At 61.1% G+C, this 13,718-nt stretch carries 13 protein-coding genes; 4 read left to right on the forward strand and 9 right to left on the reverse strand.

Features of this window, described 5'->3' with window-relative positions:
- The first annotated feature begins 67 nt into the window (after positions 1 to 67).
- Positions 68 to 706, forward strand: coding sequence for a 2-hydroxychromene-2-carboxylate isomerase (locus EOI86_RS01230; protein WP_127763331.1), 639 nt, complete (start codon positions 68 to 70; stop codon positions 704 to 706).
- Positions 707 to 813: 107 nt separating this feature from the next.
- On the opposite strand, the gene EOI86_RS01235 is transcribed toward EOI86_RS01230, so the two are convergent.
- Both EOI86_RS01235 and EOI86_RS01240 read right to left on the reverse strand, forming a co-directional pair.
- A complete protein-coding gene (locus EOI86_RS01235; protein WP_127763332.1) occupies positions 814 to 1,710 on the reverse strand; it encodes a DMT family transporter in 897 nt (298 codons plus the stop codon).
- 75 nt (positions 1,711 to 1,785) lie between these two features.
- On the reverse strand, positions 1,786 to 2,670 hold the full coding sequence (locus EOI86_RS01240) for an HpcH/HpaI aldolase/citrate lyase family protein (protein ID WP_127763333.1): 885 nt from the start codon (positions 2,668 to 2,670) through the stop codon (positions 1,786 to 1,788).
- A 140-nt stretch (positions 2,671 to 2,810) separates the two neighbouring features.
- Between EOI86_RS01240 and pdxY the strand changes: the two genes are divergently transcribed.
- Positions 2,811 to 3,671, forward strand: coding sequence for a pyridoxal kinase PdxY (gene pdxY / locus EOI86_RS01245; protein ID WP_127765064.1), 861 nt, complete (start codon positions 2,811 to 2,813; stop codon positions 3,669 to 3,671).
- On the opposite strand, the gene EOI86_RS01250 is transcribed toward pdxY, so the two are convergent.
- The 3 genes from EOI86_RS01250 to EOI86_RS24455 all read right to left on the reverse strand — a co-directional run bounded on the left by EOI86_RS01250 (position 3,668) and on the right by EOI86_RS24455 (position 8,399).
- Positions 3,668 to 6,679 carry a tetratricopeptide repeat protein gene (locus tag EOI86_RS01250; RefSeq protein ID WP_127763334.1) on the reverse strand — a complete coding sequence of 1,004 codons (3,012 nt, stop codon included), beginning with the start codon at positions 6,677 to 6,679 and terminating at the stop codon, positions 3,668 to 3,670. The genes pdxY and EOI86_RS01250 overlap by 4 nt on opposite strands.
- Positions 6,680 to 6,869: 190 nt before the next feature.
- Entirely contained in the window at positions 6,870 to 7,898 is a 1,029-nt protein-coding gene (locus tag EOI86_RS01255) for an aspartate-semialdehyde dehydrogenase (protein ID WP_127763335.1), read from the reverse strand.
- A 333-nt stretch (positions 7,899 to 8,231) separates the two neighbouring features.
- Positions 8,232 to 8,399 (reverse strand): hypothetical protein, encoded by a 168-nt coding sequence (locus tag EOI86_RS24455; protein ID WP_153811687.1) that lies wholly within the window; start codon positions 8,397 to 8,399, stop codon positions 8,232 to 8,234.
- A gap of 240 nt (positions 8,400 to 8,639) precedes the next feature.
- Here EOI86_RS24455 and EOI86_RS01260 point away from each other — a divergent pair, with 240 nt between their 5' ends.
- Positions 8,640 to 10,328, forward strand: a complete 1,689-nt coding sequence (locus EOI86_RS01260; protein WP_127763336.1) for a pentapeptide repeat-containing protein — start codon at positions 8,640 to 8,642, stop codon at positions 10,326 to 10,328.
- Here EOI86_RS01260 and EOI86_RS01265 read toward each other — a convergent pair.
- Positions 10,315 to 11,226 carry a LysR family transcriptional regulator gene (locus EOI86_RS01265; RefSeq protein ID WP_127763337.1) on the reverse strand — a complete coding sequence of 304 codons (912 nt, stop codon included), beginning with the start codon at positions 11,224 to 11,226 and terminating at the stop codon, positions 10,315 to 10,317. The genes EOI86_RS01260 and EOI86_RS01265 overlap by 14 nt on opposite strands.
- A gap of 159 nt (positions 11,227 to 11,385) precedes the next feature.
- On the opposite strand from EOI86_RS01265, the gene EOI86_RS01270 reads away from it, so the two are divergent.
- Entirely contained in the window at positions 11,386 to 12,081 is a 696-nt protein-coding gene (locus EOI86_RS01270) for a class I SAM-dependent methyltransferase (RefSeq protein ID WP_127763338.1), read from the forward strand.
- A gap of 12 nt (positions 12,082 to 12,093) precedes the next feature.
- On the opposite strand, the gene EOI86_RS01275 is transcribed toward EOI86_RS01270, so the two are convergent.
- From EOI86_RS01275 to pncA, 3 genes are read right to left on the reverse strand one after another with little or no spacing between them, the layout of a single operon-like run.
- Positions 12,094 to 12,549, reverse strand: coding sequence for a thermonuclease family protein (locus EOI86_RS01275; protein ID WP_127763339.1), 456 nt, complete (start codon positions 12,547 to 12,549; stop codon positions 12,094 to 12,096).
- A 4-nt stretch (positions 12,550 to 12,553) separates the two neighbouring features.
- Positions 12,554 to 13,078 (reverse strand): thermonuclease family protein, encoded by a 525-nt coding sequence (locus tag EOI86_RS01280; RefSeq protein ID WP_127763340.1) that lies wholly within the window; start codon positions 13,076 to 13,078, stop codon positions 12,554 to 12,556.
- The gene (pncA, locus tag EOI86_RS01285; RefSeq protein ID WP_127763341.1) at positions 13,059 to 13,700 is read right to left on the reverse strand and encodes a bifunctional nicotinamidase/pyrazinamidase; all 642 of its coding nucleotides are present in this window, start codon (positions 13,698 to 13,700) and stop codon (positions 13,059 to 13,061) included. Before pncA ends, EOI86_RS01280 begins: the two co-directional genes overlap by 20 nt.
- Between the last annotated feature and the right edge of the window lie 18 nt (positions 13,701 to 13,718).

Here is a 13,718-nt window from a genome sequence, read left to right on the forward strand (position 1 = left end):
GCTTGGAGCGAATGCTGACGGTGAACAAGCAGTTCACGACACTAACCCGGAACGGAAGGGGAAGGCGATGGTGGAAGGTGCGAATAAGGCTGGCGCAAGGGAAATAGAGTATTTCTATTCGATACGTTCCTCCTTCACATATCTCGGCGCCCAGCGGCTTTACGCTTTGGCCGACCGATACGGACGCCGGGTCGTGCATCGGCCGGTTTTGCTATCCATTGTCGTTCCCGCGGCCGGCGGTGTTCCCTTCGAGAAGCGATCCAAAGCCTGGTGGCGGATGCAGGAAAGAGACATGGAGCGCTGGGGCGAATACCTCGGCATTCCCATCAATCCCGATCCGGTTCATCACTATGGGACGATGGAACTGCCGTCAGGTCTTGTTGCCGCGGCGCAGGATCATGTCGATACCGGCGGGGCGGGAGATGTCGACTGTTTGAGCTTCGAACTTCTGGCGGCGTTGTGGCGGGACGACACGGATATATCAGATCCTTCGGTCACGGATACTCTTTGCGCGCGCTGTGGCTTCGATTCGGAAGACCTGCGCGGCAAGGCGCTTTCACCAGCGATCCAGGCTGTGGTCAAAGCCAACTCCGAGGAAATGGTGGCGCGCGGCTATATCGGCGCACCGACCTATGCGGTCGATGGCGAGGCTTTCTATGGTCAGGACCGGTTACTCTTCGTGGAGCGTGCTTTGGCAAAGACGTAGCGGGTTTATTCAGCATCGGGCCGCTGTCCTCATGGTCCGAACCGATTTCAGATTATCACATTACACGATAGTGAGAATTGGGAGAGCGTGCAGGGTGAAGGGCTGAGTTAACGGTCCGGAAAGGGGATCGCCACCGGCTCCTTCACAGCGGCTCGTCGTTCGCGCCATCCCAGAACGGCCGCGCCGGTCAGAATCAAGGCTGCGCCGCCAAACGTCGGGGCGGAGGGCATTTCACCGAAGAACAATACGCCATAAAGCGCGGCGTAAAGCAGTGTCGTGTACATGAAGGGCGCGACGTAGTTCGCTTCGCCCAAACGCATGCCGCGGACGAACAAGGATTGCGCCGTCACCATGATAATGCCGATGGCGGCCAACATGCCCCATTGCGGCATGCTCACCGGTTCCCAGAATGCATAGGCTGCGCACCCGGAAATGACGGTGCCGATAAAGTTGTTGATGAGCAGTATGCGCAAAAGCGGCTCGGTGCCGGTCAGTCTTTTTATCAGGGTCAATTCGGCGCCCATGAACATTGCGGCCATAAGAGCGATCAAGGCGCTGGGTTGAAAGGCGCTGGTACCGGGTTGGGTTAGGATCAGGACGCCCGTGAAGGCGACCGCGGCCGCCCCCCAGCGCCAGGGGCCGGCCCGTTCCCCCAAAAACAGAATAGCCAAGATCATGGTGAAAAAGGGGCTCAGAAAACTGATCGCGGTCGCCTCCGCCAGCGGCATCAGGGCGACGGCCGCAAACATGCTGGATACGCCCGCCCATCCGAAAATGGAACGCGAGACATGCAGGGTCCATTTTGTACCTGAGAAGGTTGGCCGCGTGATCAAGGCGATTGGCAAAAGCGTCAGAAAGCCGAACAGGAAACGGCCGAATGATACCTGCAAGGGATGCAACCCTGCGCCGCCCTCCGGGCCCAATTGCTTGGCAATCGCAGAGGTGGCGGCAATGAAGCCGCAGGACAGGATGATGAAGACTGCACCCTTTAGATTGTTCGTCATCGTCGCGCTTTACACACGTTCCATGCTGGAATCCAGCAGGATGCATTTTCGGGCGCGCGAAAATGATGCAACGGGTCAGGCTTGCTCGGCTTCCAGTTCCCGGATCATTGCGGCCAGGGCCAACACGCGTTTGGCATTCTCCACATGCAGATTTTCGACCAATTTGCCGTCCAGCAACACGACCCCCTTGCTCTCGGCCGTTGCGGTTTCGAAGGCTTCGATGATTTTGGCCGAGCGGTCGACTTCTTCCGCGGTCGGACCGAATACGGCATTGGCGGTGTCGATCGTCTTGGGATGGATAAGCGTTTTGCCGTCAAAGCCAAGTTCCAGCCCCTGCTTGCAGGACGCCTCGAAACCGACCAAGTCGGACAGGTCCAGATGAACGCCATCGAGTATGGCAAGGCCGAAGGCACGGGCCACCAGCACCGACATGTTCAGGCTGGTCATGAATGGCAGGCGGTCCGGCGTATGCAGGCAATGCAGATCCTTGGCCAGATCCGATGTGCCCATCACGAAACCGCCCAGACGCGGGGAGGATTTCCCGATCTCTTCAGCATGCAGCACGCCAAGCGGGGTTTCGATCATGCACCAGATCGCCAGATCCGCGGGGCCGCCATTGTCATCCAGTATGTTCTGGGCGGTCAGGACGGTTTCGGCGCTTTCGACCTTGGGCAGCAGAATGCCGTCCGCGCCAACGGTCGCCATGGCGGCCAGGTCGTCCTCACCCCAAGCGGTGTCGAGGGCATTCACACGGACGAGGATTTCGCGTTTGCCGTAGCCGCCTTGGGCCAATGCGTCATGGATGTTGACGCGGGCCTGTTCCTTCGCATCCGGCGCAACGGCGTCCTCAAGGTCCAGGATCAGGGCGTCGGCGGGAAGCGACCGGCCTTTCTCCATCGCGCGGGTATTCGACCCCGGCATATAGAGGACAGAGCGGCGGGGGCGGGAAGTGGCGGCCATTGTCTACGTCCATTCAAATTGGTTGCTGCACGCTTGGCGCAGGATACCGGGCAGTGTTTGATTGACAAGGTCGTCCGGCCGGCACCATGCGTTGAGCCGGGCGCTTGCCAGTCCTTCGGGGGGCGTGTATCGCGGTGAGCATGAACGTTATCTCGATCCAATCCCATGTCAGCTTCGGGCATGTCGGAAATTCGGCGGCGGTCTTTCCCTTGCAGCGGCTGGGGGTCACCGTTTGGCCGGTCCATACGGTGCTGTTCTCGAACCATACCGGTTATGACGGTTGGCGCGGGCCGGCCTTGTCGCCGGAAACCGTACGGGATGTCCTGCAGGGCATGGAAGACCGCGGCATCTTCGCCGGCTGCGATGGGATTCTAACCGGATATATCGGTAATCCCGACCTGGGATCGGTGGTGGCCAACCTGGTCGATCGCGTGCGCGGCGCCAATCCCAAGGCGGTCTATTGCTGCGACCCGGTGATGGGGGACGAAGGGCGCGGGTTCTATGTGTCGGACGGCGTTGCGGGTTTCATGCAGGAAACGGCGCTGCCGCGTGCCGATATTCTGACACCCAACAAATTCGAATTGCAGGCCATGAGCCCGTTCACGGGGGATAGCCTGCCCGAGCTGATCACAGCGGCCCGCAGATTGTGCGCGAAAGGCCCCCGGCTGGTCCTGGTCACCAGTTTGGAACGCCAGGACGGACCCACCGATGCGGTCGAGATGCTGTTGGTATCGCAAGACCGCGCTTGGTTGGCCGAAACGCCGCGACTGTCCTTCCCGATCAACCCGAACGGTGCCGGCGATATGACGGCCGCGCTGTTCCTGGCCGCCATCCTGAAAAAGGACGATCCGGGCGCTGCCCTGAGCGATACCATTTCGGCGGTCTACGCGGTGCTGGATAAAACGCGGGAGCTCGGCCGCCGGGAAATGGCCCTGGTCGAAGCGCAGGATGAGATCGTCGCCCCGCCACGCCGGTTCGACGTGCGGCAGATAGCGGACTAGGTTTCGCTTGCGCCCTCGGCGCTATCCCGGTCCGCAATCCAGTCGTCCAAGGCGGCCCGCACCCGCATGAAGACCTCGTCCCAGTCGCCCGGGCTGGTTTGTCGGAACAGGCGCATGCTGGGATACCAGGGGCTGTCTTCGCGGCGCAGTTGCCACCGCCAATCGGGCGCAAAGGGCAGCATCACCCAAACCGGTTTTCCCATCGCGCCGGCCAAATGCGCGACCGATGTATCCACGGTCACGACCACGTCCAGATCCTGGAGCAGGGAGGCGGTATCCGCAAAACTGCGGATTGCCGGACTTAGGTCTTGGATGACGGCGCCAAGCGACAGGTCTTGGATCTCGGCCTGTGCCGGACCGACTTGAAGGCTGTAGAAACGGGCATTCAATACGTCGAACAGGGCGGTAAAGGCGCTCAATCCCGCTGACCTGTTGGCATCGTTCTTATGCGTCGGCTTTCCGGCCCAGGCGATACCGATGCGTGGGCCGGTGCCGTTGTCGCCGATGCGCGGTCCGTCCGGCGGCGGCGTCAAATATGGTTCACGCCCTGGCAGCACGCTTTCACCCAACGGCAACAGGTTCGGCGCGCTCAATAGCGGCATCTGCATATCCGCCTCGACCAATTCGTGATTCCGCGCGCGGATCTCGACGCCGTCAAACAAGGGCGATGCGGTCAAAAGATCGATCAGTTGCGGCTGAACTTCGAAAACAAGCCGGCCCACACGGGACTTCAGGGTGGGCACATAACGGCAGAACTGCAGGCTGTCGCCCAGGCCCTGTTCCGCATGGATAACGATGGTTTTGTCTTTTTCAGCTTCGCCGTGCCAGCGCGGAAGGGCGGCATAACGCTGCTGGGTTTCGGGCAAGTCCCAACGGGCCTCATAGGCTTCGAAACCTTTTTCGAGATTGCCGCTCAACAGCACGGTCAGCGACTGGTCCCAGGGCAGGTCCGGATTGTCATAGCCTAAAAGTTCCGCGCGCCGGAAGCAGGCATCCGCTTCGGCCAGTTCCCCGAAATCGCGGGTGACGAGGCCCATATTGTAATGGATCTGCGCCGCGCCTGGGGTCAGGCTGAGCGCCTTGAGTTGGGCGCGTTTCGCATCTTCCAGATAATTCGACGCCCGCAACGCGTTGCCCAGATTGGACCAGGCCGCCCCGTCATTCGGGTTCAGCATCACGCCGCGGCGCAGACACGCCAACGCCGCGTCCAATCGGCCCAACCGGCGCAGAACGATTCCCAGGTTGATCCAACCGGCGGCCGAATTGGGGAAGCGGCGGACCAAGGCTTCATAGCCCCGCGCCGCGCCTGCAAGATCGCCGTTTCGGTGCAATTCGATCGCCGCCATCAAGGCTTCCTGCACAGAGACCGGTTTGGGCGGCTCCGCGATACCCGGCGCCGGCTCGGGTACAGACTCAGGTCCAGCCTCGGGCGCCGGCTCCGGCGTGGCGGCCTCCGGTTCGGCGTCCACGGACGCATCGTCGGTCAAATCGGGTTCAGGCGCGGGCTGATCGTCCGGGTCGGTTTGATCCGTCGAGGGAAGTTCGTCGGCGGGGGCGGTGTCCTCCGCGGCCTTATCCACAAGGTCGCCCGGTTGGAACTCCAGTCCCTCGATTTCCAGGGTCAGTTCTTCTTCCGCCTCGTCCAAATCCGCGTCTAGGGTATCGGCTTCCGTATCTGCGCTTTCAGGTTCCGGTATATCCGACGCGTCGGGCCAATCGTCTTCACCCGACGCGGCCTCATCCGCAGCGATATCATCGCCCGCGTTTTCATCGGACGCTGCGTCGTCATCGGATGCGTCATCATCCGCCGTGCCTTCACCGTCTGGAACGTCATCGGACGCGCTGTCATCCGCCGCGCCGTCATCCATCGGGTCCAACATAGCACTGTCGGCTTCTTCCCCGTCCGGTGCGGAAAGGTCGGGTAGGGGCGGGCCGAGATCCTCGTCATCGTCGTCTTCACCCCAAGCGGCGAACTCGTCTTCCGGTTCGGAAGGTTCGGCATCCGTCGGTTGGGGCGTCAAATCGGGTGCGGGTTCGGACGCAGATTCCGCCGCTGCTTCCGGCTCAGCTTCTTCCGTCAGAACATCGTCAATATCCACCATTTCGATATCGGGGACATCTTCCTCGTCGGCATCTTCCTCGTCGGTATCTTCCGGGGCCGGTTCCTCAGGAACGGGTTCTTCACGGGTGGGTTCCTCGGAGGCGGAATCATCATGCTGGGAGTCTTCTAGCGGAGAGTCTTCGGCGGCAAGCTCTTCGATTTCCGCAGGTTCATCTTCCGGGATCCCTTGCTCCGCGTCATCGCCAATGGCGTTATCCGGGCCTTCGTCAAATTCAGACAGGTTCAGCGGTTCGGCATTTTCCGGCGTTTCGTCCGCCCGGTCTTCCGCGAGCGTGGCTTCAGTCGCGTCGGAATCTACGGTTTCAACCGGGTCTGGCTCAACCGGATCTGGCTCAACTGGGTCTGGCTCAACCGGGCCTGGGTCAACCGGGGCGGCGTCTGTCTCGGCGAGATCATCGGTTTCCCCGTCGCCCGTCTGCGCATCGGTCGCGGGTTCTTCGATCGCGGGGCCGGACAGGTCGGGCAGGGGAGGGCCGAGATCGTCTTCGTCGAATTCGTCGTCCTCGGAATCAACCGCCGGTGTGTCTGTATCCGAGCCGTTCTCTTCAGGGGTTTCATCCGCCTGGGGGGCGAAGGTTGGTTTCTGTTCGTCCCCGTCACCGGTTTCATCATCACCGAGATGATCGAAGGAGATGTCGAAACTTTCCTCCTCGACAATGACGAAGGGGTCTTCGACGGGGGGTTCCGCGTCGTCCTCTTCCAACGCCATGTCCAACTCGTCGCTGCCATCGCCGGCGGCAAGGGCGGCGGCGCGTTGCTCCTCCTCCTGAAGGATGCGGGACATGGTCGGCGCCTTGTCCTTCAGAAAAGAAGACAGATTTTCCCCCTCCGGCGTTTTGCCGGCGGATGGATCTTTCTGGTTTGACTTGTCGTTATCCCCGCTCATTGGCCGGATGGTAGTGTGCCTCGCAGGCGGATGGAAGCATTCTCGCCGGGTTTCATCGCCATAAAATCTCGATTTTCAAGAAAATGGGGGCACGATACCGGTCGATCACCGGTGCCGTGCCCCCTTGTCGGAAAACCGATCAGGTTCGGGACTTAGGACCCTCTAAATTAGCGGTCATTCACCCAAAGTCTTACGCTGCCTTCCGCAGGTGGCCGTTATTGACCAGCACTTCCGCGATCTGCACCGTGTTCAGCGCCGCGCCCTTGCGCAGGTTGTCGGCGACGACCCACATGTTCAGGCCGTTTTCGACGCTGATATCGTCGCGGATACGGCTGACATAGACCGCGTCCTCACCCGCGCTTTCCTGCGGGGTGACATAGCCTTCGTCCTCGCGGTGATCGATCATGGAAATGCCCGGCGCCTTGCGCAGGACCGCCCGCGCTTCCGCGGCGGAAATCGGCTCACGGGTTTCGATGTTGACCGATTCCGCATGGCCGATGAAGACAGGAACGCGCACGCAGGTGGCGGAAACCTTGATCTTCGGGTCCATGATCTTCTTGGTTTCGACCACCATCTTCCATTCTTCCTTGGTCGACCCGTCATCCATGAAGCTGTCGATATGCGGAATGCAGTTGAAGGCGATCTGCTTGGTGAACTTTTCCTTGGTGATCGGGTCGTTCACATAGACGGCCTTGGTCTGGTTGAACAACTCGTCCATCCCCTCGCGCCCGGCGCCGGAAACGGATTGATAGGTGGAAACCACCACGCGCTGGATACCGAACGCGTCGTGCAGGGGCTTCAGCGCCACGACCATCTGAATGGTGGAACAGTTGGGGTTGGCGATAATGCCCTTCTTCGAGAAACCGGCGACCGCCTGCGGGTTCACTTCCGGCACCACCAGCGGCACGTCCGGGTCCATCCGGAAATGCGAGGTATTGTCGATCACCACCGCGCCGGCCTTGGCGGCCTTGGGCGAATATTCGGCGGAAACCTTCGCGCCGGGGGAAGACAGGACGATATCCACGCCCTTGAAGTCGAAAGTGGCCAGATCCTGGCACGCGATTTCCTGGTCCAGCCCATAGCCGACCTTCCGGCCGAGAGAGCGGGAGGAGGCGAGCGCGATCACGTCGTCCGCCGGAAATTCACGTTCAGCCAGGATATTCAGCAATTCCCGGCCCACATTGCCGGATGCCCCGACCACTGCAACACGATAACCCATCGTTGGTTTTCCTCAAAAAATTCGGCGCCGCACCTTTTTGCTTCGACGGCGCGCTGTTTACCTCATGACCCTGCGGGATTCAATTCCCCGGCGGATTTCCAGGCATTTTGTCCATGCCCTGGCTTGGCCGAGGCCCCAAAAGGGCCGCACTCGTTTGCGAAGGTGGGGTGGGTGGAGGTCTCCGCCCGCCGCTGCCGGTCATCCCCGGAAATCACCGCCCCGAGCATCCTCGGTTTGGTCGGGCGGGCCGTTCAAGTTCCTGGAATGATGTCCAAAAAACTTCGGGCCGCCCTTTTCGGAGCGGCCCGCCTTCGTCGTCCTGTGCCTTCGCTGTTAGCTGTCGGTCTCGGACGTCGTGGACTGGTCGCTCTTACCCTTGGCGACGGTGGTAGTCGGTTTCTCTTTGGACGCGGTTTGGTCCATATAGGGGCAAGCAGAAGCGCCCGCGGCAAACGCGGTCAAACCAAGAACGGCAATGGCAGTCACAAAAAGCTTACGCATCGGAAAGTCCTCCGCCTGTGATCCAGAACCAACAGACTACACCGATAAGCACCGCACCGCAACAAAACGCCCATCACGGAAGGGTGAACCGGTCCAGGCGCGGATATAAGGCCAAAGAGGTTTCCGCGCAAGGGGCGAGGACCGCCACGCAGGGTGTGGCTCACCCTGCCACCTCGATTTCAAGTTGCCGTCCTCGCCAAAGCCCCGGTAGCCTCAATCGAGCACGGGAGGCATCGGTATATGAACAGGGAAGAAACCTGGGGCCTTTTCAAGCAGGGCAAGGAGGCGTGGAACGCCTGGGCGGATGAGATGCTCACCCAGCGAAAGGCCTTTGCCGAAGAAGGGGCGTGGCCGGAAGGGAAACGCCCGCCCGAAGGCAACGATCAAATCGATGCCTGGCAAGCGCAAGCCAGAGCCGATTTTTCGGAGCAAGAATTCGGCAAAGGTGACGGCGATTTCAATGATTTCGTCTTCCCGTTTCGCGCGGATTTCAGCGAGGCCACGTTAAAGGGCAACGCGGCTTTCAGCGGGGCCACGTTCAAGGGCGACGCGGATTTCATCGGGGCCACGTTCACGGGCAACGCGGGTTTCGGCGGGGCCACGTTCAAGGGCAACGCGTATTTCAGCGGGGCCACGTTCAAGGGCGACGCGGATTTCATCGGGGCCACGTTCACGGGCAACGCGGGTTTCGGCGGGGCCACGTTCAAGGGCAACGCGTATTTCATCGGGGCCACGTTCACGGGCAACGCGGGTTTCGGCGGGGCCACGTTCACGGGCGACGCGGATTTCATCGGGGCCACGTTCAAGGGCGACGCGGATTTCATCGGGGCCACGTTCACGGGCAACGCGGGTTTCGGCGGGGCCACGTTTGAGGGCGGCGCGGGTTTCGGCGGGGCCACGTTCAAGGGCAACGCGTATTTCATCGGGGCCACGTTCACGGGCAACGCGGGTTTCGGCGGGGCCACGTTTGAGGGCGGCGCGGGTTTCAGCGCCGGAACCTTCTCGGGAACGACAAGTTTCCGGGACGCACGTTTCCTTGGCGAGTATGCGGATGTCAGTTTCGAGGCCGCGAAAAGTGAGCGGGCTTTCACGTTACAAGGCAGCACCTTCGCGACTGTGCCGGATTTTTCGCAGATGGACTTCAATCAGGCGCCGCGGGTGGACAATTTACGACTGCACCCGCGGCGCCTGGGACGCCTTTGGCGATTCTATCATGGCGACCCGCGGGACAATAGGCCTTTCGGTGAACGGCTTATGACGGGAACCCTGTCCGTCTTCAAGGGGCGGAACCGTGCGGAACCCAACAACCTTGCCGCCCGCTACCGCGCGCTGCGCCGGTTGGCGGATGAAGGGCATGACCATAAGCTGGAGCAGGAGTTTTTCGCGGATGAACTAAGGGCGCATCAGTTCCATGACTATTGGTTCCTGCATCCGCAGCTCTACGCCATTTGGATCTACGAGGCCCTTTCCAATATCGGACGGTCGCTCGTGCTGCCGCTCGCTTGGATGGCGTTTTGCCTGTTCTTGTTCACGGGGGTCTATTTACAGGCTAGCCAGTCCAAAGATTTCGGTTACCTGTCGGCGTTGCAGAGCATTGCGGGGGCGGCATCGCCCGAATTGGAATGTGCGTCCGATGGGAAATACGATCGCGATCTACAAAGGCCCGTCTTTGAACGGCTTCCGGGCGATCCGGTCTCGTCGGCGTGGTCCCTGTCCGCGCGGAACAGCCTGATTTTCGCGGGCGGTGTTTTGGGGCAGACGAACCGCCAGATACAGGCCTGTCTTTATGGGGTGCAGAATATCGGCGGTCGGAAGGAACCGGCGGTGCCGACCTTCGTCGCGGTGATGGGAACCACTCAGACGATCCTTTCCTTGATCCTGATCTTCCTGTTCGGCTTGGCGCTCAGGAACAATTTCAAGATTGGGTAATGGGACTTGTTTGGGGGCCCAACATCGCCGCCAATAGATCGAAGACAATCCGTATGCGCCGGCTGGTGTGGAGTTCGCGGTGGGTGACGAGCCAGACGGGGATGGGGATGGCGAGCTGGTCGGGCAGGACCGGTTCCAGGGCGGGCACGGTCGCGGCCATTTCGCGCGATAGGGCTGAAATGCCTAATCCCTGTTTCACCAGTTCCAGCACCACCAAGCCGTTATCCGCCGACAGGGTGAAGTTGCGGTCGGTCAGGGTCACACCGAAATCGGCCAGGAATTCAGCCATGCGGGCATTGTCGCCATGGCCGATGACGTCGTGGTCCGACAAATCCGCAAGGGTCGCGGGGCGGCCGGCCCGGTCCAGATAGGCGGGCATGGCATAAAGATGGCCGATGCTGTCGCGCAGGCGCTTGGCGATCAGGTCCGGATGATCGGGCTGGACATGGCGGATCGCGATATCCGCTTCGCGCAGGCGCAGATCGCGGATCTCGTTGGACACGACAACCTCTACCGTGATGCCGGGGGCTTCCGCGCGCAGGCGTTTCAGGATCGGCGGCAGTTGGAAGGCGGATAGCCCGTCGCTGGCGGTGATCGTCACTCTGCCCTCGATCGCCTGGGACTGGCCGGAAGCGGAGAGCGACACCCGCGTCGCCGCTTCGCCCATGCCGCGCACATGGTCGAGCAGTTCCAACCCCGATGCGGTCGGGACGAGGGAGCGCCCAACCCGTTCGAACAAGGTGACGCCCAGGTCCTGCTCCAAGGCGGCGACCTGGCGACTCAAGGTCGGCTGGGTCTGTTTCAGGACCCGCGCAGCGGCGCTCAACGAGCCTTCCTCGACGGTCGCGAGAAAGGCCCGCGCCTGATTCCAATCGAAAGTGACGGCTGCCCAATTCATGCAAATACGTATATATACTCACCGAAAATCCGCAATTCCTATTATACTTATGCATGTTTATACCCGTGCGACCGCTGGGGGCGGGTGGCTTGTTTATGCACGGGCGGCAAACGGATCGGCCCGGATTCGGACAGCTTCAGACACAGGAAGAAGGCGGACATGATCGCTGCAGCGAAGTTCTGGGACAAACATGCGGACAAGTATGCGCAACGGCCGATCAAGAATGTCGATGCCTATGAGCGGACGCTGGAGCGCACACGCGCCTATCTGTCGAAGACCGACCGGGTGCTGGAAATCGGCTGCGGTACCGGCGGCACGGCGGTGAAACTGGCGGGGGATGCCGCGCATATCACCGGCAGCGACATTTCACCCGCCATGATCGGGATCGCGCGGGGCCGGGCGGAAGACCAGGGCCGGGACAACGTCTCCTTCGTCTGCGGCGATGCTTGCGATCTTGATTTCGAAGACGGGACATTCCAACGGGGGTCGTTCGACGCGGTCATGGCGTTCAACCTGCTGCACCTGTTGCCGGATGCGGAAGGCGCGGTTTCGCGTGCCCATGCCTTGGTGAAGCCGGGCGGGTATTTCATTTCGAAGACCGCCTGCCTGCGCGACATGTCGCCCTTGTGGCGCCCCCTGATCTTCGTCATGCAGGCGGTCGGTTTCGCGCCTTTCCTGCGACGGTTCTCAAAACCCGAACTCAATGGGATGATCGAGGCGGCCGGTTTCGAGATTGTGGAAGGACGGTCCTTCCCAGGCGCGCCGGAATCCTGGTTCGTCGTTGCGCGGAAACCGATTGCTCGGAAATCCATCGCGCGGCAGTCCGACGATACCAACAGCCGAACGTTCATTTAAATTGCGTGCTTCTTAAACGCCGCTGCCGCAATAGCTGGGCAGGGGGTAGGCGTCCAGCAGGCCGGTGTCTTTCGCCGCACGCTCATCCTTGGCATAACGGCCGCGGCTGAAACGGGGGCAATCGCGGGCCAAGCCTTCGCGGACGATGACGCTTGCGATATCGACGCCGTTCCACTCGCAACTGCCCACTTCGCGGCCACGGGTCTTCTCCCCGGTCAGGTGACAGGTCACTTCTTTTTGCAAGACCAGCAATTGCATGAAGGCCGTCGCGTCGCCGCCAAGGGGCATATAGGGTCCCGGGGCGGCAATGCCCTGAAGGCGAATACGGGTGCCGTCGATTTCGATCTCGTCGCCCGAGGGAACGGCGGTTACGGTTCCGCTCAGATCACGCGGTGTTTGCGCTTGGATAGCTGGGGCGGCAGTGGCGCCAAGGATGGCAAGGACGAGGTTTGTGAAGACTTTCCGCATGGCCCTACATTTCCGATCCCTGCGGGCTTCCACAATAGGCGGGCAAGTCGAACTGATCGGCTATTCCCGTATCCTTGGCGCGTTGCGCGGCCCTTTCATAGAGGCGTCCGCCGAGCCTGTGGCAGGGCAGGGCAAGACCCTCACGCACCAGGGCTTCTGCGATATCCTTTCCGCCGATGCGGCAGGTTCCTACCTCCGCGTCCTTGAAACCCTGTCCGGTCAAGCGACAGGAGATCTGTTGGTTCCAGATCAACCGATTCAGGAATCCCACCGCGTCCGACCCCAGGGGCGTGCCGAAGTCGGGTGAGGCTATGCCATAGAGACGGACTTTGAAGCGGCCGGATGTAAACTCATCCCCTGAGCGAACCTGTGTCACTTTGATTTGTACCGTGCGGGGAGAGAAAGATTTGTCGAGGGTTCCCGTCGCCACGGCGGGGAATGACGCAAAGACGGACAGCAGAAGGCATATCCCGGCCAGCCAACCGAGATCGTTCGGGCGCTCTGCTGCGCTATGCGGCCAGAATCTCATCTGACTTGCACGTCACGACGCCAGCATTGGCCATTGCCTTCATCGCGGCATCCAACGATCCGTCCAGGTCGATGGCGCGGCAAGCGTCTTCCACCAGCACCATTTCGAAGCTTTCGGCTCGTCCGTCCAGTGCGGACCAGGCAACGCAGAAATCGGTCGCCAATCCGACGAGGAAGACACGCGTGAAACCACGGTCCTTCAGGTAGCCGGTCAGGCCGGTCGCGGTCTGACGGTCATTCTCATAGAATGTGGAATAGCTGTCGATCTGCGGTCTGAAACCTTTGCGAACAATCAGCGAGGCTTTTGTGGCGTTCAGCGCCGGATGAAATTCCGCCCCGAATGTTTCCTGAACGCAATGGTTCGGCCACAGCACCTGCTCGCCATAAGGCATCCGGACCGTTTCGAACGGTGACTTGCCGTCATGGCTGGACGCGAAGGAAGAATGGCCGATCGGGTGCCAGTCCTGGGTCAGGACGACGGCGTCGAATTTGTCGATCAGGCCGTTGATGACGGGGATACACCCCTCGCCATCCGGCACGGCCAAGGCGCCGCCTTCACAGAAATCGTTCTGGACATCCACGACGACCAGGACGTCGGTCGGCTGTACTGTCAGGGTACCCATCCGGTCATCTTTCCTTCG

The organism is Hwanghaeella grinnelliae (assembly GCF_004005845.1).
GTDB lineage: Bacteria > Pseudomonadota > Alphaproteobacteria > UBA8366 > Aestuariispiraceae > Hwanghaeella > Hwanghaeella grinnelliae.